Origin of the sequence: Bacillus nakamurai (assembly GCF_001584325.1) — a bacterium.
GTDB lineage: Bacteria > Bacillota > Bacilli > Bacillales > Bacillaceae > Bacillus > Bacillus nakamurai.
Window position 1 is genome coordinate 60,178 of the sequence record NZ_LSAZ01000022.1, and the last position, 20,987, is coordinate 81,164.

Annotated in this window: 23 protein-coding genes and 2 pseudogenes; 17 read left to right on the plus strand and 8 right to left on the minus strand. The window is 43.7% G+C overall.

All coding sequences use genetic code 11. From position 1 onward, the window contains the following. Positions 1–7: 7 nt before the first annotated feature. From AXI59_RS19790 to metA, 3 genes and pseudogenes are all read right to left on the minus strand, one after another. Positions 8–119, minus strand: a pseudogene (locus tag AXI59_RS19790) (hypothetical protein); the annotation flags it as partial. Positions 120–217: 98 nt separating this feature from the next. Further along, positions 218–1,363 (minus strand): diglucosyl diacylglycerol synthase, encoded by a 1,146-nt coding sequence (locus tag AXI59_RS11425; protein WP_061528255.1) that lies wholly within the window; start codon positions 1,361–1,363, stop codon positions 218–220. 224 nt (positions 1,364–1,587) lie between these two features. After that, positions 1,588–2,493, minus strand: a complete 906-nt coding sequence (gene metA / locus AXI59_RS11430; protein ID WP_061528256.1) for a homoserine O-acetyltransferase MetA — start codon at positions 2,491–2,493, stop codon at positions 1,588–1,590. Between the two features lie 287 nt (positions 2,494–2,780). On the opposite strand from metA, the gene AXI59_RS11435 reads away from it, so the two are divergent. The 10 genes from AXI59_RS11435 to AXI59_RS11480 all read left to right on the plus strand — a co-directional run bounded on the left by AXI59_RS11435 (position 2,781) and on the right by AXI59_RS11480 (position 11,256). Further along, on the plus strand, positions 2,781–3,263 hold the full coding sequence (locus tag AXI59_RS11435; RefSeq protein ID WP_061528257.1) for a glutathione peroxidase: 483 nt from the start codon (positions 2,781–2,783) through the stop codon (positions 3,261–3,263). A 14-nt stretch (positions 3,264–3,277) separates the two neighbouring features. Beyond that, complete coding sequence (locus AXI59_RS11440; protein WP_061528258.1) at positions 3,278–3,886, plus strand: HD domain-containing protein; 609 nt, start codon at positions 3,278–3,280, stop codon at positions 3,884–3,886. 72 nt (positions 3,887–3,958) lie between these two features. Then, entirely contained in the window at positions 3,959–5,092 is a 1,134-nt protein-coding gene (locus AXI59_RS11445) for a conserved virulence factor C family protein (protein ID WP_061521026.1), read from the plus strand. A gap of 272 nt (positions 5,093–5,364) precedes the next feature. Beyond that, complete coding sequence (gene ilvD / locus AXI59_RS11450; RefSeq protein ID WP_061528259.1) at positions 5,365–7,041, plus strand: dihydroxy-acid dehydratase; 1,677 nt, start codon at positions 5,365–5,367, stop codon at positions 7,039–7,041. An 81-nt stretch (positions 7,042–7,122) separates the two neighbouring features. Further along, positions 7,123–7,557, plus strand: coding sequence for a BrxA/BrxB family bacilliredoxin (locus AXI59_RS11455; RefSeq protein WP_061521028.1), 435 nt, complete (start codon positions 7,123–7,125; stop codon positions 7,555–7,557). A 38-nt stretch (positions 7,558–7,595) separates the two neighbouring features. Beyond that, positions 7,596–8,366 carry a class I SAM-dependent methyltransferase gene (locus AXI59_RS11460; protein WP_061528260.1) on the plus strand — a complete coding sequence of 257 codons (771 nt, stop codon included), beginning with the start codon at positions 7,596–7,598 and terminating at the stop codon, positions 8,364–8,366. 261 nt (positions 8,367–8,627) lie between these two features. Next, the gene (locus tag AXI59_RS11465; RefSeq protein ID WP_061528261.1) at positions 8,628–9,236 is read left to right on the plus strand and encodes a YpjP family protein; all 609 of its coding nucleotides are present in this window, start codon (positions 8,628–8,630) and stop codon (positions 9,234–9,236) included. Between the two features lie 98 nt (positions 9,237–9,334). Further along, positions 9,335–10,129 carry a thymidylate synthase gene (locus tag AXI59_RS11470; RefSeq protein ID WP_061521031.1) on the plus strand — a complete coding sequence of 265 codons (795 nt, stop codon included), beginning with the start codon at positions 9,335–9,337 and terminating at the stop codon, positions 10,127–10,129. Then, on the plus strand, positions 10,126–10,611 hold the full coding sequence (locus AXI59_RS11475) for a dihydrofolate reductase (RefSeq protein ID WP_061521032.1): 486 nt from the start codon (positions 10,126–10,128) through the stop codon (positions 10,609–10,611). Before AXI59_RS11470 ends, AXI59_RS11475 begins: the two co-directional genes overlap by 4 nt. Positions 10,612–10,632: 21 nt before the next feature. Continuing rightward, the gene (locus AXI59_RS11480; RefSeq protein WP_061521033.1) at positions 10,633–11,256 is read left to right on the plus strand and encodes a lysophospholipid acyltransferase family protein; all 624 of its coding nucleotides are present in this window, start codon (positions 10,633–10,635) and stop codon (positions 11,254–11,256) included. Positions 11,257–11,300: 44 nt separating this feature from the next. Here AXI59_RS11480 and trhA read toward each other — a convergent pair whose 3' ends face one another. Together trhA and AXI59_RS11490 are read right to left on the minus strand one after the other, a co-directional pair. Further along, positions 11,301–11,939, minus strand: coding sequence for a PAQR family membrane homeostasis protein TrhA (gene trhA / locus AXI59_RS11485; RefSeq protein ID WP_061521034.1), 639 nt, complete (start codon positions 11,937–11,939; stop codon positions 11,301–11,303). Between the two features lie 18 nt (positions 11,940–11,957). After that, positions 11,958–12,950: a sigma 54-interacting transcriptional regulator gene (locus AXI59_RS11490; RefSeq protein WP_061528262.1), complete on the minus strand. Its 993-nt coding sequence runs from the start codon at positions 12,948–12,950 to the stop codon at positions 11,958–11,960. A 186-nt stretch (positions 12,951–13,136) separates the two neighbouring features. Between AXI59_RS11490 and ilvA the strand changes: the two genes are divergently transcribed. The 5 genes from ilvA to AXI59_RS11515 all read left to right on the plus strand — a co-directional run bounded on the left by ilvA (position 13,137) and on the right by AXI59_RS11515 (position 16,848). Further along, the gene (ilvA, locus tag AXI59_RS11495) at positions 13,137–14,405 is read left to right on the plus strand and encodes a threonine ammonia-lyase IlvA (protein ID WP_061528263.1); all 1,269 of its coding nucleotides are present in this window, start codon (positions 13,137–13,139) and stop codon (positions 14,403–14,405) included. Positions 14,406–14,498: 93 nt separating this feature from the next. Beyond that, the gene (locus AXI59_RS11500; RefSeq protein ID WP_061528264.1) at positions 14,499–14,750 is read left to right on the plus strand and encodes a DUF2535 family protein; all 252 of its coding nucleotides are present in this window, start codon (positions 14,499–14,501) and stop codon (positions 14,748–14,750) included. 110 nt (positions 14,751–14,860) lie between these two features. Beyond that, complete coding sequence (locus tag AXI59_RS11505; protein ID WP_061521038.1) at positions 14,861–15,442, plus strand: SCO family protein; 582 nt, start codon at positions 14,861–14,863, stop codon at positions 15,440–15,442. A gap of 77 nt (positions 15,443–15,519) precedes the next feature. Continuing rightward, the gene (locus AXI59_RS11510; protein WP_061528265.1) at positions 15,520–16,275 is read left to right on the plus strand and encodes an SGNH/GDSL hydrolase family protein; all 756 of its coding nucleotides are present in this window, start codon (positions 15,520–15,522) and stop codon (positions 16,273–16,275) included. A 9-nt stretch (positions 16,276–16,284) separates the two neighbouring features. Next, on the plus strand, positions 16,285–16,848 hold the full coding sequence (locus tag AXI59_RS11515; protein ID WP_061528266.1) for a YpmS family protein: 564 nt from the start codon (positions 16,285–16,287) through the stop codon (positions 16,846–16,848). Between the two features lie 51 nt (positions 16,849–16,899). Here AXI59_RS11515 and AXI59_RS11520 read toward each other — a convergent pair whose 3' ends face one another. After that, positions 16,900–17,325 (minus strand): MarR family transcriptional regulator, encoded by a 426-nt coding sequence (locus tag AXI59_RS11520; protein ID WP_061528267.1) that lies wholly within the window; start codon positions 17,323–17,325, stop codon positions 16,900–16,902. Between the two features lie 133 nt (positions 17,326–17,458). Here AXI59_RS11520 and msrA point away from each other — a divergent pair, with 133 nt between their 5' ends. Together msrA and msrB are read left to right on the plus strand one after the other, a co-directional pair. Continuing rightward, positions 17,459–17,992, plus strand: coding sequence for a peptide-methionine (S)-S-oxide reductase MsrA (msrA, locus tag AXI59_RS11525; RefSeq protein ID WP_061528268.1), 534 nt, complete (start codon positions 17,459–17,461; stop codon positions 17,990–17,992). A gap of 1 nt (position 17,993) precedes the next feature. Continuing rightward, entirely contained in the window at positions 17,994–18,428 is a 435-nt protein-coding gene (msrB, locus tag AXI59_RS11530; protein WP_061528269.1) for a peptide-methionine (R)-S-oxide reductase MsrB, read from the plus strand. 38 nt (positions 18,429–18,466) lie between these two features. On the opposite strand, the pseudogene AXI59_RS11535 reads toward msrB, so the two are convergent. Both AXI59_RS11535 and AXI59_RS11540 read right to left on the minus strand, forming a co-directional pair. Continuing rightward, a pseudogene (locus AXI59_RS11535) lies at positions 18,467–19,087 on the minus strand (polysaccharide biosynthesis protein); the annotation flags it as partial. Continuing rightward, the gene (locus AXI59_RS11540; RefSeq protein WP_061528271.1) at positions 19,063–20,739 is read right to left on the minus strand and encodes a recombinase family protein; all 1,677 of its coding nucleotides are present in this window, start codon (positions 20,737–20,739) and stop codon (positions 19,063–19,065) included. The pseudogene AXI59_RS11535 and the gene AXI59_RS11540, both read right to left, overlap by 25 nt. Positions 20,740–20,987: the final 248 nt, after the last annotated feature.

Here is a 20,987-nt window from a genome sequence, read left to right on the forward strand (position 1 = left end):
ATTCCTCCTAGTACTGTAGCACCTTCGTGCTAAAAAAAATTTTGTCATCATCCAACCGTACGTATGTAAACGTTGTTAAATGATGGTTCAACTATACACCATATGGGAGCGGCCGTCAAGCAGCCGACGTCTATTTTTTATCTTTATTTTTCCAGAAATGAGATCGCTGCGCTCCGGGCATAAAAAAAGGCACACGAAAACGTCCGTGTGCTCAATTTTATGAAAGCGCCATGTTTACCTTCCCAGTCATTATTTCTGATTCTTTTATGATGTCCTGCAAAATGACTTCGGAAGAGTGCGGGAGATGAAGGCTTTTAATATTTTCCTTCATTCGGTTTAGCTTCTCCTCATCTGCAAGAAGGGAGGTGACAGACTCTAAAATTTCTTCATGGCGGTTAACCACAATGGCCGCACCGCGTTCTTCGAAGAAAATGGCATTTTCCTTTTCCTGTCCCGGCACGGGTTTGTACAAAATCACCGGTACGCCGATGGCTGTTGCTTCTGTCAGCGTGATGCCGCCTGGTTTTGTAATCATGCAGTCCGTAATCCGAAACAGCTCATCAATTCTTTCCACATAGCCGAGAACCTTCAGCCGGTCCGTGTTGGCGGCCTCTAAGCTGCTGAGTGATTCTTTCAGCGAGCCGTTTTTTCCGCATACCACCACAACCTGCACCTGATCGTCTTTTACGAGATTTTCACACAGCTCTTTCACATTTTTTAAAACGCCGTGCGCTCCCGCCATGATAAGAAGGACTTTTTTGTCAGGCGAGATGCTGTATTTCTTATAAATGGGTTTGGTCGGCATCGTTTCCTCAAATTGAGGCCTGATCGGAATGCCTGTGATTTTTACGTTGTTCGGATGGGTGCCGATTTCAATCAGTTTTTCCTTCACATAATCTGTGGCGACATAATATTTATCTACATTTTCATGAACCCAGATTTTGTGCAGGCAAAAATCGGTCATAACGTTAAACGTCGGAATGACTTTTCCGGTTCTCCGTCTGTATTCCGGCACGACAATCATCGGAAATGTATTAATAATAATGTCCGGCTTATGCTCTTCGACAAGCTGGCCTAAACGTTTATTTCCCATTTTAAAATAAATGTTGAATTTGCGTTTATTATAGATTTTGTCAACTCCGTAATAAAACAAACGATAAAACTGTTTCCCGATTGAGAAGCTTTTTAAATAAAGGTATTGAGTAACCTCAGAAACAATCGGATTTGACTCTTGATACAAATTAGAAACCGTCACATGCTGAAAGCCGAGACGGAGACATTGCTCATAGAGCGTTTTGGCCACTTGAACATGTCCGTTTCCGTAATTTGCAGTCAAAATTAATACTTTTTTATTGGTATTCAAGTAAATTCACCTCAATGTAATCAACAACAAGCAAGCTTCATGCATCGTAAGGAGTTATTGTCTATAGATAAACATAACACAAGTACATCATTTTATAATAAGCATGGCAACATATTTAAACTAAATTTAATTGATATGTTCCAGTATTTTAAAGTTTTGTTATGCACATACTGAATCAAGAGTATTTTATCATATTTTTGTCACCGTATCACTTAAAACAAAAATTAATCCCACTCATAAGGGGTTTCTTGATAAACATAGTAATTCAGCCAATTCATAAACAATAACGTCGCATGAGCCTTCCAGCGGTTTACCGGTTCTTTTCCGCCGGGTGCGAAATAGTGCTTAGGAGCCTCAACGGACGGAAGATTCCTGTCCATATCTCTTTCATACTCATGAAGAAGCGTATCGGTATCATATTCCGGATGACCTGTTAAGAAAATTTGTTTCTCGTCTTTGGAGACGATTAAACAGACGCCCGCTTCCTCTGATGCGGTCAGCACATTCAGTTCCTGAGCCGAATGCAATTGCTCCGTATTAATATCTGTATGCCGTGAATGGGGCACATAGTATAGCTCGTCAAATCCTCTTACCAATCTCTCATGTTTTTTGAGAACGGTATGCTCAAATACTCCGAAGATTTTTTTTTGCATTTCGACTTTCTCGATGCCGTAATGGTAATACAGACCGGCTTGCGCGCCCCAGCAAATATGAAGCGTCGAAGTTACGTTTGTTTTGCTCCATTCCATGATTTCTTTCAATTCATCCCAGTAAGAAACATCTTCAAACGGCAGATGCTCAATCGGCGCTCCGGTAATAATCATTCCGTCAAACCGTTTGTGACGGATGCTGGAAAATGTGGTGTAAAATTCATCCAAATGCTGCCTTGCTGTATTTTTTGGAGTATGTGTGCTCGGAATCAAGAACGTAAAGTGAACTTGTAAGGGCGAATTCCCAAGCAGCCTGAGGAGCTGGGTTTCCGTTTGGATTTTTTTCGGCATCAGATTTAAAATCACGATCTTCTGCGGCCGAATATCCTGATGAAACGCTCTGTTTTCATCCATTACAAATATGTGTTCACTTTCAAGCACCTGCTTAGCGGGCAGGTGATTTGGTATATTAATAGGCAACATGCCACCTCCGTTATTCCCCGTTAATTTTCTTCATTATAGAAATTTTTAAGTCATTTTTCAATCCATCGCGGCGTAATAAACCGCAAATGAAGAAGAATCATGGGCGGAAGGCTTAAAAAAATCGGGATGATTCTTTATTATGACGAATGAAGAGCGGTTTGGTTCCTCTGAAAAAGCGTTTTCCAGTATGTGATAAAAATAGGGAAGCTGTAAGAGACAGTTTCCGTTTGTTTTCCAGTGTGAAACAGGTAAAATAGATGAAGAATGGTACGAGGAGGCTGAAGATGACAATCTACGACATAAATGTACGGACCATAACGGGCAAAGACATGGCCCTTTCGCCTTTTCAGGGCAAGGTGATGATCATTGTTAATACAGCGAGCAAATGCGGCTTTACGCCGCAGCTGAAACAGCTTCAGGAGCTTTATGATACATATCAGCAAGAAGGGCTTGAGATTTTAGGTTTTCCCTGCAATCAATTCATGAACCAGGAGCCCGGAAATGAGGCGGAAATTCAGGAATTCTGCGCAAAAAATTACGGAGTCACCTTCCCGATGTTTGCAAAAATTGACGTCAATGGGGCAAACGCTCATCCTCTTTTTACATTTCTTACTGAAGAAGCGAAGGGGATGCTCGGCACTAAGGCGATTAAATGGAATTTCACTAAATTCATAGTGGATCGGAACGGGAAAGTTGTCGGCCGTTTTTCGCCCAATGTCAATCCGAAGGAGCTTGAGGATACGGTGCAAAGGCTTTTGGTCGAATAAGAGGTGAATGAGACGTGCACGAAAAGGGTCAGCTGGAGAACATCAGGCATTGGGTTAAAGAAAAACTTATCAATGAACGAACCGGACATGACTGGCTTCACACGTCGCGGGTTGCAGCGCTTGCTTTGTATATCGGAAGAGAAGAACACGCAAATCTATTTGTAACTGAGGCGGCAGCATTGGTTCATGACGTCATTGACGCCAAGCTGTCTGAGAGCGAAAGGCTGACCATTTGTGAAGTGACAGAACAATTGGCCGCTTTCGGAATCGCTGATGGCACCGTTAAGGAGATCGCGGATATCATAACGCGAATGTCCTTCAGACATCGCGGAATGCTTCGGGAAAGGCCGCTTTCATTGGAAGGAAAAACCGTTCAGGACGCAGACATGCTGGATGCAATCGGCGCCGTCGGGATCGCCAGAGCTTTTACGTTTGCCGGTGCGAAGGGCCATCCGATGTACGGCTCACAAGCAAGCGTTTTGGTTCATTTTGAGGAAAAATTGTTCCTTCTTAAAGACTTGATGAATACAAAAACGGGGATCCGTTTGGCGGAGGAGAGGCATGAATTTCTTTTGCGTTTTGCCGCACAGTTTCAAAAAGAGATCGAGGTGCAGGAAAGGTAAGGCGGCGCAATAGAACGCTTGTGCTGACTATGTTAGAATAAGTCTTTAGATTGTGTGTATAGGAGGACCATGATGAAGATTAAATCAATAGAACCGACGCCAAGTCCGAATACGATGAAAGTGATTTTGACTGAAGAACTTCCGGCGGGAAAAAGCAACAATTACAAGCCGGATCAGGCAGAAGATGCTCCGGCCGTCGTTCGTGACATTTTAAACATTGAGGGTGTTAAAGGCGTTTATCACGTTGCTGACTTTCTGGCGGTGGAACGAAACGCCCGATTTGACTGGAAGGACATTTTGCCGCAAGTTCGATCCGCCTTCGGGATGGAGAGCACGGAGCAGACAGAGAGCCGTTCCGAACAGGAATCATTCGGTGAAGTCAAGGTGTTCGTGCAAATGTTCAGCGGCATTCCCATGCAGGTGAAACTGACGGACGGAGAACGGGAAGAACGCTTCGGCCTTCCGGAACGTTTTCAAGAAGCTATATTAAAGCTTCGTTCTGAAGCCTCAAACGTTGTTTTTGAGCGCTCTTGGAAAGAACAGGGCGTCCGCTTCGGAGATTTTAAGGAAATCGGTCATGATGTAACAGAAGAGCTTCAAGCAGCTTACAGTGACGACCGGCTTCAGCGCCTGACAGAGGCAGCCGTCCAACAAAAAGGCGAGGCCAAACCGGCTGTCCAGCGCAAAGCTTATAAAGTAACGCTTGACATGCTGGATGACGAGGATTGGAAACAGCGCTATGCACATCTTGAGCAAATGGATCCTGAGGAAGACGATATCCCTGTTTTAGAAAAGGCGCTTCATGATCCGAAAACATCAATCAGAAGACAAGCCGCAGTCTATTTAGGAATGATCGAGACACCGGCTGTGCTGCCGCTTTTATACAAAGCGCTTGAAGATAAAACGGTGACGGTCAGAAGAACGGCGGGCGACTGTCTTTCAGATATCGGCGATGCCCGGGCCATTCCGGCAATGATCAAATCACTCGGCGATTCAAGCAAGCTCGTACGCTGGCGCGCGGCGATGTTCCTGTATGAAGTCGGTGATGAAAGCGCGCTTGAAGCGTTAAAAGCTGCTGAAGATGATCCTGAATTCGAAGTCAGCCTGCAGATCAAAATGGCCGTCGAGCGGATTGAGCATGGAGAAGAGGCGAAGGGATCTGTCTGGAAGCAAATGACAGAAAGCAGAAAAAAAGAACAATCATAACAAAAAGGCGTAAATGCGCCTTTTTTATTTGAATTCACTTTTTATAAAAAATATTGTGAATATTGTTGAAAAATGATTCAAAACTATATATAGTAAGTAACAATATTAATTGTTGGAGGGTTTATATCGATATAAAAAGAGAAAAATGCACCGGTGCAGATACAGGGCAGGGACGGCCTCATCTGTCGATATGACATCATCAGTCCTGAATAAACTGAAAATTTGTAAAATAAAATACAATCCAACAATTGAAAGAATGTAGGGGGATCACCATGGCAGAATTACGCAGTAACATGATCACACAGGGAATAGACAGAGCGCCTCACCGCAGCCTTCTTCGCGCCGCGGGCGTTAAAGAAGAGGATTTCGGCAAACCGTTTATCGCAGTCTGCAATTCATACATCGATATCGTTCCCGGGCATGTTCACTTGCAGGAATTTGGAAAAATCGTAAAAGAAGCAATCAGAGAAGCAGGCGGAGTGCCTTTCGAATTTAATACAATCGGCGTAGATGACGGAATCGCCATGGGGCATATCGGAATGAGATATTCGCTGCCAAGCCGTGAAATCATTGCAGATTCTGTGGAAACGGTTGTCTCAGCCCACTGGTTTGACGGAATGGTTTGTATTCCGAACTGTGATAAAATCACGCCGGGAATGCTGATGGCGGCTATGCGGATCAACATTCCGACGATTTTTGTCAGCGGCGGGCCTATGGCTGCGGGCCGAACAAGTGACGGCCGTAAAATTTCGCTTTCTTCAGTATTTGAAGGCGTAGGAGCATACCAAGCGGGAAAAATCGGCGAAAGCGATCTCCAGGAGCTGGAACAGTTCGGCTGTCCGACGTGCGGATCTTGTTCAGGCATGTTTACCGCAAACTCTATGAACTGTCTGTCTGAGGCACTCGGACTGGCGCTTCCGGGCAACGGAACGATTCTTGCGGCGTCCTCGGAAAGAAGAGAATTTGTGAGAAAATCAGCAGCCCAATTGATGGATACCATTAAAAAGGACATTAAGCCGCGTGACATCGTAACTGAAAAAGCGATCGACAACGCGTTTGCGTTAGACATGGCGCTTGGCGGGTCCACCAATACCGTGCTTCATACACTTGCCCTCGCTAATGAAGCGGGTGTTGACTACTCTTTAGAGCGCATCAATGAAGTGGCGGAGCGTGTACCGCATCTTGCAAAACTCGCACCGGCTTCTGACGTATTTATTGAAGACCTGCATGAAGCAGGCGGCGTATCGGCGGCGCTGAATGAACTGGCGAAAAAAGAAGGTGCGCTTCATCTTGACGCGCTGACTGTAACAGGACAGACACTCGGAGAAACGATTGCCGGGCACGAGGTGAAAGATTACGATGTCATCCATCCGCTCGAAAAACCGTTTACTGAAAAAGGCGGGCTGGCCGTGCTGTTTGGAAACTTAGCTCCGGATGGCGCCATTATTAAAACAGGCGGTGTTCAGGACGGCATTACAAGACACGAAGGGCCTGCTGTTGTCTTTGATTCGCAGGACGCTGCCCTTGAAGGCATTATTAACCGCAAAGTGAAAGAAGGCGACGTTGTCATTATCCGTTATGAAGGGCCAAAGGGAGGGCCGGGCATGCCGGAAATGCTCGCTCCTACTTCCCAGATTGTCGGCATGGGACTAGGGCCGAAGGTGGCGCTGATTACAGACGGGCGTTTTTCAGGAGCTTCCCGAGGCCTTTCGATCGGCCACGTATCACCAGAAGCCGCTGAAGGCGGACCGCTTGCTTTCGTTGAAAATGGCGACCATGTCATCGTTGACATTGAAAAGCGGACACTGGACGTACAAGTACCGCAAGATGAATGGGAAAGACGCAAAGAGAACTGGAAGGGTTTTGAGCCGAAAGTGAAAACAGGCTACCTAGCCCGGTATTCAAAACTCGTAACAAGCGCCAACACAGGCGGTATCATGAAAATTTAAATCGGCGGATTGAACATTTGAATTCCGGTCTCCTCTATAGTATCCTTGACTTCATATAAGGATTTTAGAGGGGGCTTTTTTATGTCAATGGCTTATGAAGAATATATGCGCCAGCTGGTCGTTCCGATGCGCCGCGAGTTAACAGGCGCCGGCTTTCAGGAATTAACGACAGCAGATGAAGTGGAAAGCTTTATGGAAAAAGCAGACGGCACGACATTGGTCGTTGTCAATTCCGTTTGCGGATGCGCCGCGGGGCTTGCCCGTCCGGCTGCGACTCAGGCTGTTTTACAGCATGATAAAGCGCCTGATCATACCGTTACTGTTTTTGCGGGTCAAGATAAAGACGCGACGGCCAAAATGCGTGAATATTTTACCGGTCAGGAACCTTCATCACCGTCAATGGCGCTTTTAAAAGGAAAAGAGGTCGTTCATTTTATTCCCCGCCACGAAATTGAAGGGCATGAGATGGAAGAGATTATGAAAAATCTGACGGACGCCTTCGATGCGCACTGCTAAAATGCCCGAATTCCGGGCTTTTTTTTTTGGAGAAAAAGATGATTACAACCAGTTACAGACCGACAGATGATACGATACGTACAGCGCAATCACTTGCTGAAAAGCTGAATGACAGTTATTGCAGCAGAAATAAACAGCCTGTTGAAAAAATGCTGAAAAACGCAGAAAACGACCTTTTAGTCATTGGAAAAGAGCGGTTTGAACTCTATACGAAGCGAGGGGGGAAATTCTTTTTTCATCCGAATACAGCGATGTTCCGTGCAAAACGGTTTTTGAAAGGGGAAGTCGAACCGATGCTTAAAGCTTCAGGATTAAGTGAGGGAGATTCCTTTTTAGACTGTACGCTCGGCCTCGCCTCCGACGCGATTTTGGCAAGTATGGCGGTGGGGGAAAGCGGAACCGTAATCGGGGTGGAAAAAAACAAGCTTGTTTCGCTGCTTGTCAAAACAGGGCTTCATACATGGAAAACAGGCATAGAGACGCTCCAAACGGCAATGAAAAGAATTCAAGTCGAGCATGCCGACTGTACGGACTATTTGCAAAGCCTGCCTGATTCCTCAGTGGACGTCATCTATTTTGACCCGATGTTTCATGAACCGATTGAGACGTCTGACGGCATTGCGCCGCTGCGCGCGTTTGCGGAAGAGGGATTTAACGAAGAGTGCATTCAGCATGCCGTTCGGGCAGCGAGAAAATGCGTAGTCCTGAAAGACCATTGGAAAAGCCCGCGATTTGAGCGATACGGCTTCAAGGTGTTAAAAAGAAAGACGGCGCTTTTCCATTTCGGTGTCATACATGTAAGCTCATGATTGTCATGGGCTTATTTTTCGTCAATCAGTGATTTCCATGACGACAAAATAAAGCAGTGTGAGAAGTGATACGGTCGCAAACAAGGCGTTAATCATCTCATCCCCTCCTTTTTCCACCTTTTATTGTAAGCGTTTTATAGAGACGGGCATAGTTACCATTTTCCTATATTGTATGACAAAACGATAACGTGCATGACGACGGAAGCCAATCTGTGCTAGAATAAACGGAAGAGGACAAAAAACAGAGGGGAACAATCTATCATGAAATTGTGGATGAAAAAGACCCTTGTGGTTCTGTTTACCATTGTAACGTTCGGGCTCGTGTCTCCTCCGGCTGCTCTGATGACAGACAAGCCTTCAGGACAGCCCAGCAGTCTTGAGCAGAATGATTACACCGCTTTTTATGATGAACATGCCCTGTCAGGGGAAAAGAAAGCAAGGCGAGAGCCTGAATTGCTATTTCAGTCGCACCGGGAGCAGCTTCTCGGCGATGCTGAAAATCAATCATTCTTAAAATTCGGAAACAAAATCTCTCCGGTCATTGAGGATGATTACAGAAAAGAGATTATGCCGAAGATCGAAGAAGTCATTACCGGCCATTTAGCGAAGCTTCAAGACAATGAAGCTTATCAGGATGTTGTCATTTCAAGCAAACCGTCGGCGGGAAAAACAGAAAAAATATTTCATGTGTACAACCGGGTGACGGGTGAAGATCTCTTAAGATTCCATGTTCGCCGGGACCATCCTCCCCAAGACGGCTATTGGTTTAATTTTCATTACCATACCGCAGAAGACGGGTTTCAATCTCATCATGAGCTTGGAAGCATTTATTGGGACCGGAACACGCCTCCTAACTGGATGAGCGTGTAATAACTTTAAGAATAAAAAAATCATTTCTGAGAAATTATGCAGAAATGATTTTTTATTGTGTTACACTACTAAAAGACTACATTTAAAGGATGAAAAAAATGAAACAATATAAAGATTTATGCCGTCATGTTTTAGAAAATGGAGAAAAAAAAGGAGACCGGACGGGAACGGGAACGATCAGCACATTTGGATACCAAATGCGTTTTGACCTTCAAGAAGGTTTTCCGATGCTTACGACGAAAAAACTTCATTTCAAATCTATCGCGCATGAGCTGCTTTGGTTTTTGAAGGGAGATACAAATGTCCGTTACCTTCAGGAAAACGGGGTCCGCATTTGGAACGAATGGGCGGATGAAAACGGAGAACTAGGACCGGTTTACGGCTCTCAATGGCGTTCATGGCGCGGGGCAGACGGGGAAACCATCGATCAAATCTCCCGGCTGATTCATGACATTCAAACGAATCCGAATTCCAGACGTTTAATCGTCAGCGCCTGGAACGTCGGAGAGATCGACCAAATGGCGCTTCCGCCGTGCCATTGCCTGTTTCAATTTTATGTGTCGGACGGAAAGCTTTCGTGCCAGCTTTACCAGCGTTCAGCAGATGTATTCCTCGGCGTCCCGTTTAATATTGCGTCTTATGCGCTTTTGACAATGATGATCGCGCATGTGACGGGGCTTGAACCGGGTGAATTTATTCATACGTTCGGAGACGTCCACATTTATCAAAACCATGAGGAGCAGGTGAATTTGCAGCTGACAAGAGATGTCCGCCCGCTGCCGAAGCTTCGTTTTGCGCGCAGCGTTGATTCTATATTCGGCTTTGAATTTGAAGATTTTATTTTAGAGGGTTACGATCCGCATCCTCATATTAAAGGGGCTGTCAGTGTATGATTTCGTTTATTTTTGCAATGGATGAAAACAGATTGATCGGGAAAAATAACGATTTGCCTTGGCACCTGCCGAATGATCTCGCTTATTTCAAAAAAGTGACGACAGGACACACCATTGTGATGGGGCGCAAGACATTTGAGTCGATCGGACGGCCGCTTCCAAACCGGCACAATATCGTCGTTACCTCGCAGGACGGATCTTTATTCCCGGGCTGTACGACGGCAGCCTCGGCTGATGAAGTGCTGAGGCTTATTCCGGAAAGGGAAGAGTGTTTTGTTATCGGCGGCGCCCAGCTGTATAGTGCGCTTTTTCCTTATGCGGACAGGCTCTATATGACAAAAATTCATCATACGTTTGAAGGGGATCGTTATTTCCCGGAATTTAATGAAGGTGAATGGGAACTGATTTCCCGCAAGCAGGGAGTAAAAGATGAAAAAAACCCTTACGACTATGAGTACCTTGTGTACGAAAAAAAGAATTAATGTAAAGCGGGGGGACAAGAGTTGATTCGCTACAGCTGTCTTGTAATGTACGTTGTATTCATGCTTATAAAAAACATTCAGGAATATGCCAATCAAAAATTGCTTGATCCGCGGCTTTCCTATCAAAAGCAGATGAGTTTGGTTTATGAACGGCCGAAAGCATTTATGAGAGGCTGTATTGACGTTTCGGGGTCCGTTATCAGTATCTACCATGATAAACCGATACCGGGCGGCCCTGTTTTGTACGTTCATCCTCAATTACGCTTGGCTGAGCTTGTTTTGCTTGCGGGGCATCTTGAAGAGCCAGCGAGCTTCATCGCTGATCAGAAAGCTTTCCGCATCCCGCTTCTCGGAAAATGGCTGAAGCTTATGGGGGTTATTTCCGGCGGAGGCAGCCAAGACACCGTGCTTGAGGATGTGACTGACCGGCTTCAAAAAGGACAAAGCCTTATTCTTTCTAAAGACGGGAAGATTAATCCGGAGGAACTGGCCCTGCGTTTCGGACTTCCGATCGTGAATGTCGAAACGTCAGGTGCTGATAAGCTTCTGCGGGGCAGATTTTTTAAACGACTGAAAACGGCTGATATTGAATTACATGTGAAGCCCGCCTATTTTCCGGCTGCCCAAAAACAGCTGCGTGCATAAAAAAAGCACAGTCTCTCGAATCGAAGAGGCTGTGCTTTTTTATTTTAGAGAAAAGGCACTTTTACGCAATAAAATAAAATACAGAAAAACATCGAGGCGCTGCCGCCTAATACAAAACTGTGCCAAATGGCGTGATGGAACGGGATTTTCCTCCATATATAAAAGATCGTCCCCGCTGAATATAATAAGCCGCCGAGTAACAGAAGGCCGAAGCCGGGACCTGACAATGAGGCGTACAAAGGTTTAATGGCGATGATGATCAGCCATCCCATCAGCAAATACACAAGTGTTGAAAAAATGATAAATCGCTTCACGAAGAAAATTTTAAATACGATGCCTCCGATTGCAAGCGACCATACAATAATCAAAAGGGTTGAGCCGAGTGTGCCTTTCAGCGGCCCTAACAAAAAGGGCGTATAAGTGCCGGCTATTAACACGTAAATAGCGGAATGGTCAATGATCTCTAGAATATCCTTCGTTTTTTTATGCTGAATGCTGTGCAAAAGAGTCGAGCTGAGATAAAGCAGCAGCATGGAGGCGCCAAAGATAGAAAAACTGACGATATCCGTAGCTGAACCGTAATTCACCGCAAAAATAATTAAAAAGATAAGCGCCGGAATCGATAACAAAACACCGATTCCATGTGTAACGGCATTTGCAATTTCTTCTTTTATCGTGAACAATCAAATGTCCCCCTTCTTTTACAGGATTTGTTTTTTCAGCGACTGTAAAAAACCTAAACCTTCTAATGTGATTTTCGTGCCCGCGCGTCCGCGGCCTTTTGTGACGTAGTTCACTTTTTCCAAGTAATCAAGCCTGTTTCTGACTTGCTGGGGTGTTAACGGCGTTGAGCTGTTTTTGCTCAGCTCGGAGATGCTCCGCCTGCTGGCGGGTTCTCCTTTTGTATTTAAGTCTTTTATTGATTCCAAAATGAACAGGAATTCTTCTTTTTCCATAAGAGTCAGCCGTTTTTCTTTTTTCTTAGCTGTTTTTGCCGTCAGGCTGTTTCGGATATCCGGGGGAGCGTCCTGCGGATAAATCGTGCCGCCTGAAGAGACTGCCGCCATATAGCATGCCGCATTTTGAAGCTCTCTGACATTGCCGTTAAAGGTGTGCTGCTCAAACAGCGGGTAAACCGACGGATCAATATGCAAATGATGCCCCATTTTTGCCAGAACATACTGTAAGAGGAGCGGTATGTCACTTTTTCGTTCAGATAAAGAGGGAAGCGGCAGGCTTAACACATTAAGCCTGTAAAACAAATCCTTAGAGAGCTTGCTGTCCGCCGCGGCTTCTGTAAGCAGTGATGTGCTGCCCGAGATGATGCGGGCGGAAGGCTCAGCGTCTAATGCGCAAAGAAGGCGGGCCTGTACGGAAAGAGGCATGTCTCCGATTTCAGATAAAAACAATGTCCCGCCGGCTGCCTTTTTCAAGGCGCCGTCAGCGCTGAACAGTTCGTGTTCAAGTTGTTCAGCGCTTTGGCTGCAATAAACGGTAATAAAGGATTCGCTGCTTCTGGCTGATTTATGGTGGATGGCTGCCGCCATTTGTTTTTTACCTGTTCCGACTTCACCTGTTATAAAAACGGGATGGTCGGATAGCGCGAATTGGGAGGCCAATCGTTTCGCCTCTAAAAAAGATTTATGTTCGCCGACTAATTGGTGAAAAGGATCAGTATGTGCAATAACAGTCATGAATTGGCTCCTTTTGGTTCTAATTGGTTTAATTATAACATGATTAAACAAAGGAAAACACCTTTTCTTAATAAATCGGTTCACTTATTTTTATTTACAAAATTAAAATAATTATCTTATTATTTGAATATTCGTGTTATAATGGCGTATTAAATAGGGATTTAAAAAAAAGAAAGGACTCTGTAAATGAAACCGTTGCTTAAAGAAAACTCTCTCATCCAAGTAAAAGACATTTTAAAAGCGCACCAAAATGTAAAGGACGTTGTGATACATACGCCTTTGCAAAGAAATGACAGACTTTCTGAGAGATATGAATGTAATATTTACTTAAAAAGAGAAGACTTGCAGGTGGTCAGGTCATTTAAGCTTAGAGGGGCCTATAATAAAATGAGGCAGCTCTCAAACGAGCAGACCGAAAACGGGATCGTATGCGCCAGTGCGGGAAACCATGCGCAGGGAGTCGCATTTTCATGCAAACATCTCGGCATACACGGAAAGATTTTTATGCCATCCACCACACCGAGACAAAAAGTATCTCAAGTGGAGCTGTTCGGGAAAGAATTTGTAGAGATTATTTTAACGGGTGACACATTTGACGATGCATATCAAAGTTCTGTCGAATGCTGTGAAAAAGAAAACCGCACGTTCATTCATCCGTTTGACGATCCGGACGTAATGGCCGGGCAGGGAACGGTGGCAATTGAAATCCTGAATGACATTGATGTTGAACCGCATTTTCTCTTTGCGAGCGTAGGGGGAGGCGGACTTCTTTCCGGTATCGGAACGTATATGAAAAACATTTCGTCGGATACAAAAATTATAGCGGCAGAACCTAAGGGAGCCGCCTCATATTTTGAATCAAAAAAAGCTGGACAAGTCATAGAACTTGATAAAATTGATAAATTTGTCGACGGAGCGGCCGTAAAAAAAATCGGCGCCGAAGCCTTTAAAACACTTGAAGACGTCGTTGATGATGTCCTGCTTGTGCCGGAAGGAAAAGTGTGCAGCACCATTCTTGAATTATATAATCAATGCGCCATCGTGGCTGAGCCTGCGGGTGCTTTGTCCGTGTCAGCTCTGGATTTATACAAGGAAGAAATCAAAGGCAAAAATGTAGTCTGCGTTGTCAGCGGGGGAAATAATGACATCGGCAGAATGCAGGAGATGAAGGAACGTTCGATGATTTATGAGGGGCTTCAGCATTATTTCATCGTCAATTTCCCGCAAAGGGCGGGAGCGCTTCGCGAATACCTTGATGAAGTGCTCGGGCCTAACGATGACATCACCCGCTTTGAATATACGAAAAAAAACAATAAAAGCAGCGGTCCGGCTTTGGTCGGCATTGAGCTTCAGCGCCGGGAAGATTACGGCGCTCTCATTGCCCGGATGAATAAAAAAGGCTTTCACTATGTAGAAGTTAATAAGGATCAGGACCTGTTCCATCTGTTAATCTGACTTTTTTTCGCTGCGGCCGCACAAAATGACAGACATGTTTTATCAGATTGTATATAATGAAAAGAAAACAATCGAAAAAGAAGGATTGATATCTTGTTACTCAAAAGCCTAGAGTTCAAAAGACGGGACGGGATTCAGGTAAAAGTGACAGAAATACCGGTTGTCACGGAAGGTGAACATTATTTTTTTCAAATTCATCAGCATCTTGAGCTTTATTTGAGAGAAGTTTTTGCTTCACAAAGTGTGAGAACGGTGTATTCATTCCGACAGTATGTTAAGCGCCGTATGAAGTGGAAAGATTATGAAGCCGTTTTCAATCAAGAGATGTTAAAACACAACGCATAACGGTGCCGGTATTCCTTAGCGCCTTCCTTTATAAACAGGGGAGGCGCGGGAATTTTTTTGTGCGGTCCGCTGTTTGTTGTAAGCGTTTTAAATGATGGGAGGAAATGTGGATGAACCGAGTGAAAAGTATGGCCGCCGTCTTTTGTTTGCTGCTTTTATGCGCTTGCGGAGAACAGGCGATAAAAGATCCGCTGAACTACCAAATTGAGCCGTTTTCATATCAGAATCAAGACGGAAAAACGGTATCTCTGAAGAGCTTAAAGGGGGAAGTCTGGATTGCCGATTTTATTTTTACAAATTGCAAAACGGTCTGCCCGCCAATGACCGCCCATATGACTGAACTCCAAAAGAAACTGAAGGCCGAGAACCTCGATGCCCGAATTGTTTCGTTCAGTGTAGATCCAAAAAATGATTCTCCGAAACAATTGAAAGCATTTGCGGCCAAATACCCGCTCTCTTTTGAAAACTGGGATTTCCTGACCGGTTACAGCCAAAAAGAGATTGAAGAATTTGCGTATAACAGTTTTAAAGCAACCGTTAAAAAGCTGGAAGGAGAGGATCAGGTTATTCACCAAACCGCTTTTTATTTAGTCGGACCGGACGGCAAGGTGCTTAAGGATTATAATGGAATGCAGAACATTCCGTACGATGATATTCTTGCAGATGTAAAAGCGGCTGAGACACTCAAGTAAACTGGCAGATTAGACATTTTCAAATCTCAAAAAACATGTTACACTTTCCACTAGTAGACGGGGAAGGAGCAACTAGATTGAAGCTGCGAATGTTCTCATTGATCGCCGGACTGGCTTTGCTTTTATCCGCTTGTTCTGTCCAGCGGACCGGCTCTGAAGCTGAAGAACCGAAAACGAAGGATCACATTGTCATTGCCGCGGTCGGTGATTCATTGACTAAAGGAGTGGGAGACCCTGACGGTTTGGGGTATGTCGGCAAGGTAGCGGACACTCTCAAGACAAAGGAACACGTGAAAACGGTAGACATCAAAAATTATGCGGTGCAAGGTGACCGGACGGTTGACTTGCTGAAAAAGCTCGACGATAAAAATGTACAGCAATCATTAAAAAGCGCCGACTACATCTTTTTTACAATCGGCGGAAATGATTTAATGAAGGTGCTTCGCCAAAATGTTATGCAGCTGACGATTCAGCCGTTTCAAAAGGAAGAAAAACCTTTTGAAAATAGGTTTAAAACCATCATATCAAAAATCCGCAAATATAATCAGCATGCTGAGCTGATGTATGTCAGCATGTATAATCCTTTCACATTTACTTTGCCGGAATTGAAAGAGATTAACGGGGTCGTAACCGACTGGAATCAAATCGCCGAAAAAGAGCTGAAAAAAGATCCTCATGCATCTGTGGCGAATGTCGAAGATTTATTCAGCAAAAAAAACGACAGCAAACGAATTTCGGAGGATGATGATTTTCATCCGAATGCAAAAGGATATTCATTAATAGCCAAACGATTGTACGGAATAATGAAAAAAGAAGGGTTACCAGCAGAATAGGGTGAAACGATGAAGAAATGGAAATCGCTGTTTTTTGTTCTTCTCGCATTAAATGTCATTGCAGCCGCCGTGATTGTGACATTGATGGTCATGCCGGGAGAGCAGGCGAAAATACAGGATCAGACAAAAAGCGAGTACGGCTTTCATATCACAAGCTCAAAAGAATCTCTTGCCGCGTTTGTGAATGCGTACTTAAAAGAAAAGGCGTCAAACCAGCTTGATTACAAAGTGGACATCAATAACGATGTGCACATGGCGGGTAAAATCAAGGCATTCTCAACGTCTATTAATGCGGTTGTCACATTTGAACCGTCTGTTCAGAAAAACGGAGACGTTATGCTTAAAGTAACGAAATTTTCTTTAGGTGAATTGAACCTGCCGATCAGCTTTGTCCTGAATTATATGGACAGCTTTTACGAATTGCCGTCATTTGTGCATGTCCATCCGAGTGATAAAAGCATCGAAGTGCGTCTGTCAGAAATGCCTTTAGATAACGGCATGTATGTCAAGGCGGATAAAATTAACCTTGATACGGATGAGATTGAATTTTCATACTATCATCCGAAACAATAAGTTCTTATAAAAAAAACACAGATCCGCAAACGGATTTGTGTTTTTTTATTTTCAGCGTTTCTTGTCAAGTTTGCTGAACAGCCGGATTAACGTCGCAAGCTCTTCGTCAGAGTAGCAATCAAACCGTTGAAAGAAATACTCTGTTTTTTTCTGGTTGAAATGATCGACAATTTTCTCCCCGGCTTCCGTAATATGGATTCTGATAATTCGTCTGTCCTCTTTTGAGCGGATGCGCGTTATCCATTCCTTCTCTACTAAAGCATCGGTAACAGCGGTAATGTGGCTTGCTGAGACCTCGAGAATCGGAGCGAATTCCGTTACTTTTTTCGGGCCTTGTTCGCTGAGGATTCGCAAAATCGTGAATTCGTTCCGAGACAGCTCTTTATCTAGAATTTCATTAACTTCATTTCTGATTTGTTTAAACACTTTTCGAAGCAAAGCTTCCATATCATACATCATTTGTGTTCTTACTTTCAAATCATGAACCTCCAATATGTAATCAGCGTGGCATTCCGGCTTAGGTGTTTCTGTGATAAAGCTGAATTATTTTTATTATGTTTATACATGCTATAATATAATAATACCACGTATGAACAAAGGAGGCACCCGTATGTCAGAAAAAAAAGAAATCGCCACATTTGCAGGAGGCTGTTTTTGGTGCATGGTGAAACCGTTTGACGAACAGCCGGGAATTAAAAAAGTGGTGTCCGGCTATACAGGAGGCCATACTGAAAACCCTACCTACGAGGAAGTATGCAGTGAAACGACCGGCCATCGCGAAGCCGTTCAGATTACATTCGATCCTGACATTTATCCGTATGAAAAGCTGCTTGAGCTGTTTTGGCAGCAAATCGATCCGACTGATGCAGGCGGCCAGTTTGCAGACCGCGGAAGTTCGTACAGAGCGGCAATTTATTACCATAACGAAGAGCAAAAAGAACTCGCTGAAGCATCTAAAAAACGGCTTGAAGAAAGCGGCGTCTTTCAAAAGCCGATCGTGACAGAGATTTTAAAGGCTGAACCTTTTTATGAAGCGGAAGGCTACCATCAGCACTTTTATAAGAAAAACCCTGAGCATTACGGGCGCTACCGAGTAGGTTCAGGCCGCCAAGGCTTTCTGAATGCGCATTGGGGAGGTAAATAACATGGCTTTTAATAAAGAAGAAAAGATTAAATCGTTAAACCGGATGCAGTATGAAGTCACTCAAAATAACGGAACGGAGCCTCCGTTTCAGAATGAATTCTGGAACCATAAAGAAGAGGGGCTTTATGTTGATATTATATCAGGAAAACCTTTATTTACTTCTAAGGAAAAATTTGATTCTCATTGCGGCTGGCCGAGTTTTACTAAACCGATCGAGGATGAAGAGGTCGAAGAAAAACTGGATACGAGCCACGGCATGATCCGCACCGAAGTAAGAAGCAAAACAGCCGATTCCCACTTGGGACACGTGTTTAACGACGGACCTGGGCCAAGCGGCCTCCGTTATTGCATTAACTCCGCTGCGCTGCGTTTTATTCCGAAAGACAAACTGAAAGAAGAAGGCTATGAAGACTATCAGCATTTATTTGATAAGTAAAGCAAAAAGAGAGGCCGCCCTTAAGGCAGGCCTTTTTTCTACGCTTTTTTTTCATCATGCAATGATTCGATAATCTTCGCAATTCTGTCTTTTGTGATCAGCGGAGCTTGATCAGACTGATATCCCGGCAGACTGACTTTCTTGAATTCCGGGTGTTTGGCGGGGTCCGGCAATATCGCGTAAAGATTGTTCCATTCATACAAAGATTCTGTTTCATGAGGGGAGGTCAGCTCTTCATGCAGTTTCTCACCGGGCCGCTTTCCAACTTCAACAGCGGAAGGGCGCGGCAGCCCGTGCTGTGCGGCATATTCTTCGAAGCCGTGAAGCAGTTCTTCAAGCATTAATGATTCCATTTTAAAAATAAACGTTTCTCCGCCCTTTGTGATCGCTGCGGATTGTAAGGTTAAGGTTGCCGCGTCATCAATCGACATAAAAAACCTTGTCATGTTTTTGTCGGTAATGGTGAGCGGACCGCCTGCCATCATCTGTTCAAATAAAATAGGGATAACGGAACCGCGTGAACCGAGCACATTGCCGAAACGAACCGAGCAAAACACCGTCCCGCGGTTTTGAACATGATGGTTCGCCTGATGAAACAGTTTCTCGGACAAAAGCTTAGTGGCTCCCATTGTATTTACCGGGGAAACGGCTTTATCGGTTTTTTAGGATATAAACTATGAGTTTGTTCAATTAGAATGGGATCTTCTGTTAAAAAGTTAAACCTGAGAATAGGAAGAATTTCAAACTGAGCTGGGATCGGGCCTTTTCTCTTGGCAGTCATTTTAACAATGACTTTTTGAAGGATGATTCTAAGGAGCTTGTTTTTTTCTTCTTTGCTTTCTGAAGTTTCATATATCTCTACGGCATTTTGCATATTGTCTCTAATTTGGTCAAGATCGATTCCTGATGTAATATCGGCTAAACCATGTATTTCATCCTTAGCTTTTTGGAGTTCTTCAATTTCTTGATCCAAAGCAGACTTTCTCTGTAAGAAAACTTCATCTGAATAAATGCCGCTTTCATATTTGTCAAAAATAAAATTCAATTTATGTTGAAGCTCCTTTTTACGCTGCTCGAATTGTTCATTCATTTGTTTTTTTGATTTCATGTTCTTTTTGCTTTCATATGCATGAATTATTGATTGGATGTGTCTTGAAAGGTCATTATCATTTAATGCTTTTAGAGACTTTACATAATCCAAAACGGCCTCTTCAACATCATTGTATCTGACATTTATACACTTGTTATTTTTGCATCGCAGCAATTTCACGTGATAAACACGTTCTGTGCCATTCTTATTTCGGTGTTTTCTTTCAGCTTCATATTTAGACAATGAAGAACCGCATTCAGCGCACGTACATACACCAGCCAGTTCATTTAATTCGAAGTTTTTTTTATTAGGAAGGAGGGGAATTTTGTTTTTAATTTTTGTTTGTACTTGCCCAAATTGTTCTTTGTCTATTATAGGGGGATGTGCATCAGGAACTGTAATTTGTTCATTTTCAGGCCTTATCGTTCTTTTACCGTCTTTTGTTTTTTCTCTAACCTTATATTTAACAGTACCGATATAGGCTTCATTTTGGAGAATCGCTTTAATGGTGTATGGATTCCATTTCTTTTTCTCAGTTGGAGAGGGGATTTGTAAATGGGTTAAGTGAGAAGCAATTGCTGTGTAACTATAATCTTTTCCATTCAGCCCGCTTAAAAAGAGATGGAAGATTAATTGAACCACTTTAGCTCTTTCTTCAACTATTTCCAGTCGTGATATTTTCTTATTTAATTTGTATCCATACGGAGCCAGACCGGAAATCCACTTTCCCTGGGCTGCATAAGTGTATTTAGCCCCTGTCATTCGCTCTCTTGTCATTTCAAACTCTTCTCTGGCCATAAATAGCTCAAAACGGATTTGTCTCATATCTGCAGGGTTTCTTGGGTCGTATACTTTATAAGGAGTAATAATGAGCAGGCGATTACTTTGAAGGACATGAACAATTTTTCCGGCATCACTATAACTTCCTCTGCTTAGACGGGTTATTTCTTTGACTGCTATCGCCTGATATTTTCCATTTTCAAGATCCCTTAAACAGTCTTTAAAAACAGGCCGGCCTTCAATATTTTCACCTGAACCGATCTCCATTCTTAATTCGTACGGGACTTGAGTTGCGGTTAAAACTTTGTTCATCAGCTCCTTTTGTTCTGTGAGTGTATCTTCGCCTGTTCTTTTTTCACGCTCCAAATCCTGCCGGGAACGTCTGAGATACCCGAGAATATTAGTGATATTGTATGAATTTACAATGCTCTTTAACTCCAATACACACACCTCTCTATTTGAGTGTAATATTAAAACTGATGATTATCTTTGTCATGTAATTTAGCGGGTAAAAAACAGTTCTCTTTAAAAATATGATTGTTTTGCCGCCATTATTTTTATTTTGTAAATAAACTCCGGTCAAGGTGACAACTGTGGTGTACCAATCACAAAGCTGAATCGTCGTGGATAGCCGTTCCAAAAACAAGTCTGCGGAAAAATAAGGCTGAAACGATTCAGCAAAATAGTAA

Excerpts from the sequence above, each read along its gene's own strand:
- msrB (WP_061528269.1), top strand. The coding sequence starts at position 17,994 with ATGGCTTTTAATAAAGAAGAAAAGATTAAATCGTTAAACCGGATGCAG.
- AXI59_RS11475 (WP_061521032.1), top strand. The coding sequence starts at position 10,126 with ATGATTTCGTTTATTTTTGCAATGGATGAAAACAGATTGATCGGGAAA.
- AXI59_RS11460 (WP_061528260.1), top strand. The coding sequence starts at position 7,596 with ATGATTACAACCAGTTACAGACCGACAGATGATACGATACGTACAGCG.
- AXI59_RS11465 (WP_061528261.1), top strand. The coding sequence starts at position 8,628 with ATGAAATTGTGGATGAAAAAGACCCTTGTGGTTCTGTTTACCATTGTA.
- ilvD (WP_061528259.1), top strand. The coding sequence starts at position 5,365 with ATGGCAGAATTACGCAGTAACATGATCACACAGGGAATAGACAGAGCG.
- AXI59_RS11490 (WP_061528262.1), bottom strand. The coding sequence starts at position 12,950 with ATGACTGTTATTGCACATACTGATCCTTTTCACCAATTAGTCGGCGAA.
- AXI59_RS11455 (WP_061521028.1), top strand. The coding sequence starts at position 7,123 with ATGTCAATGGCTTATGAAGAATATATGCGCCAGCTGGTCGTTCCGATG.
- ilvA (WP_061528263.1), top strand. The coding sequence starts at position 13,137 with ATGAAACCGTTGCTTAAAGAAAACTCTCTCATCCAAGTAAAAGACATT.
- AXI59_RS11505 (WP_061521038.1), top strand. The coding sequence starts at position 14,861 with ATGAACCGAGTGAAAAGTATGGCCGCCGTCTTTTGTTTGCTGCTTTTA.
- msrA (WP_061528268.1), top strand. The coding sequence starts at position 17,459 with ATGTCAGAAAAAAAAGAAATCGCCACATTTGCAGGAGGCTGTTTTTGG.
- AXI59_RS11470 (WP_061521031.1), top strand. The coding sequence starts at position 9,335 with ATGAAACAATATAAAGATTTATGCCGTCATGTTTTAGAAAATGGAGAA.
- AXI59_RS11435 (WP_061528257.1), top strand. The coding sequence starts at position 2,781 with ATGACAATCTACGACATAAATGTACGGACCATAACGGGCAAAGACATG.
- AXI59_RS11515 (WP_061528266.1), top strand. The coding sequence starts at position 16,285 with ATGAAGAAATGGAAATCGCTGTTTTTTGTTCTTCTCGCATTAAATGTC.
- AXI59_RS11445 (WP_061521026.1), top strand. The coding sequence starts at position 3,959 with ATGAAGATTAAATCAATAGAACCGACGCCAAGTCCGAATACGATGAAA.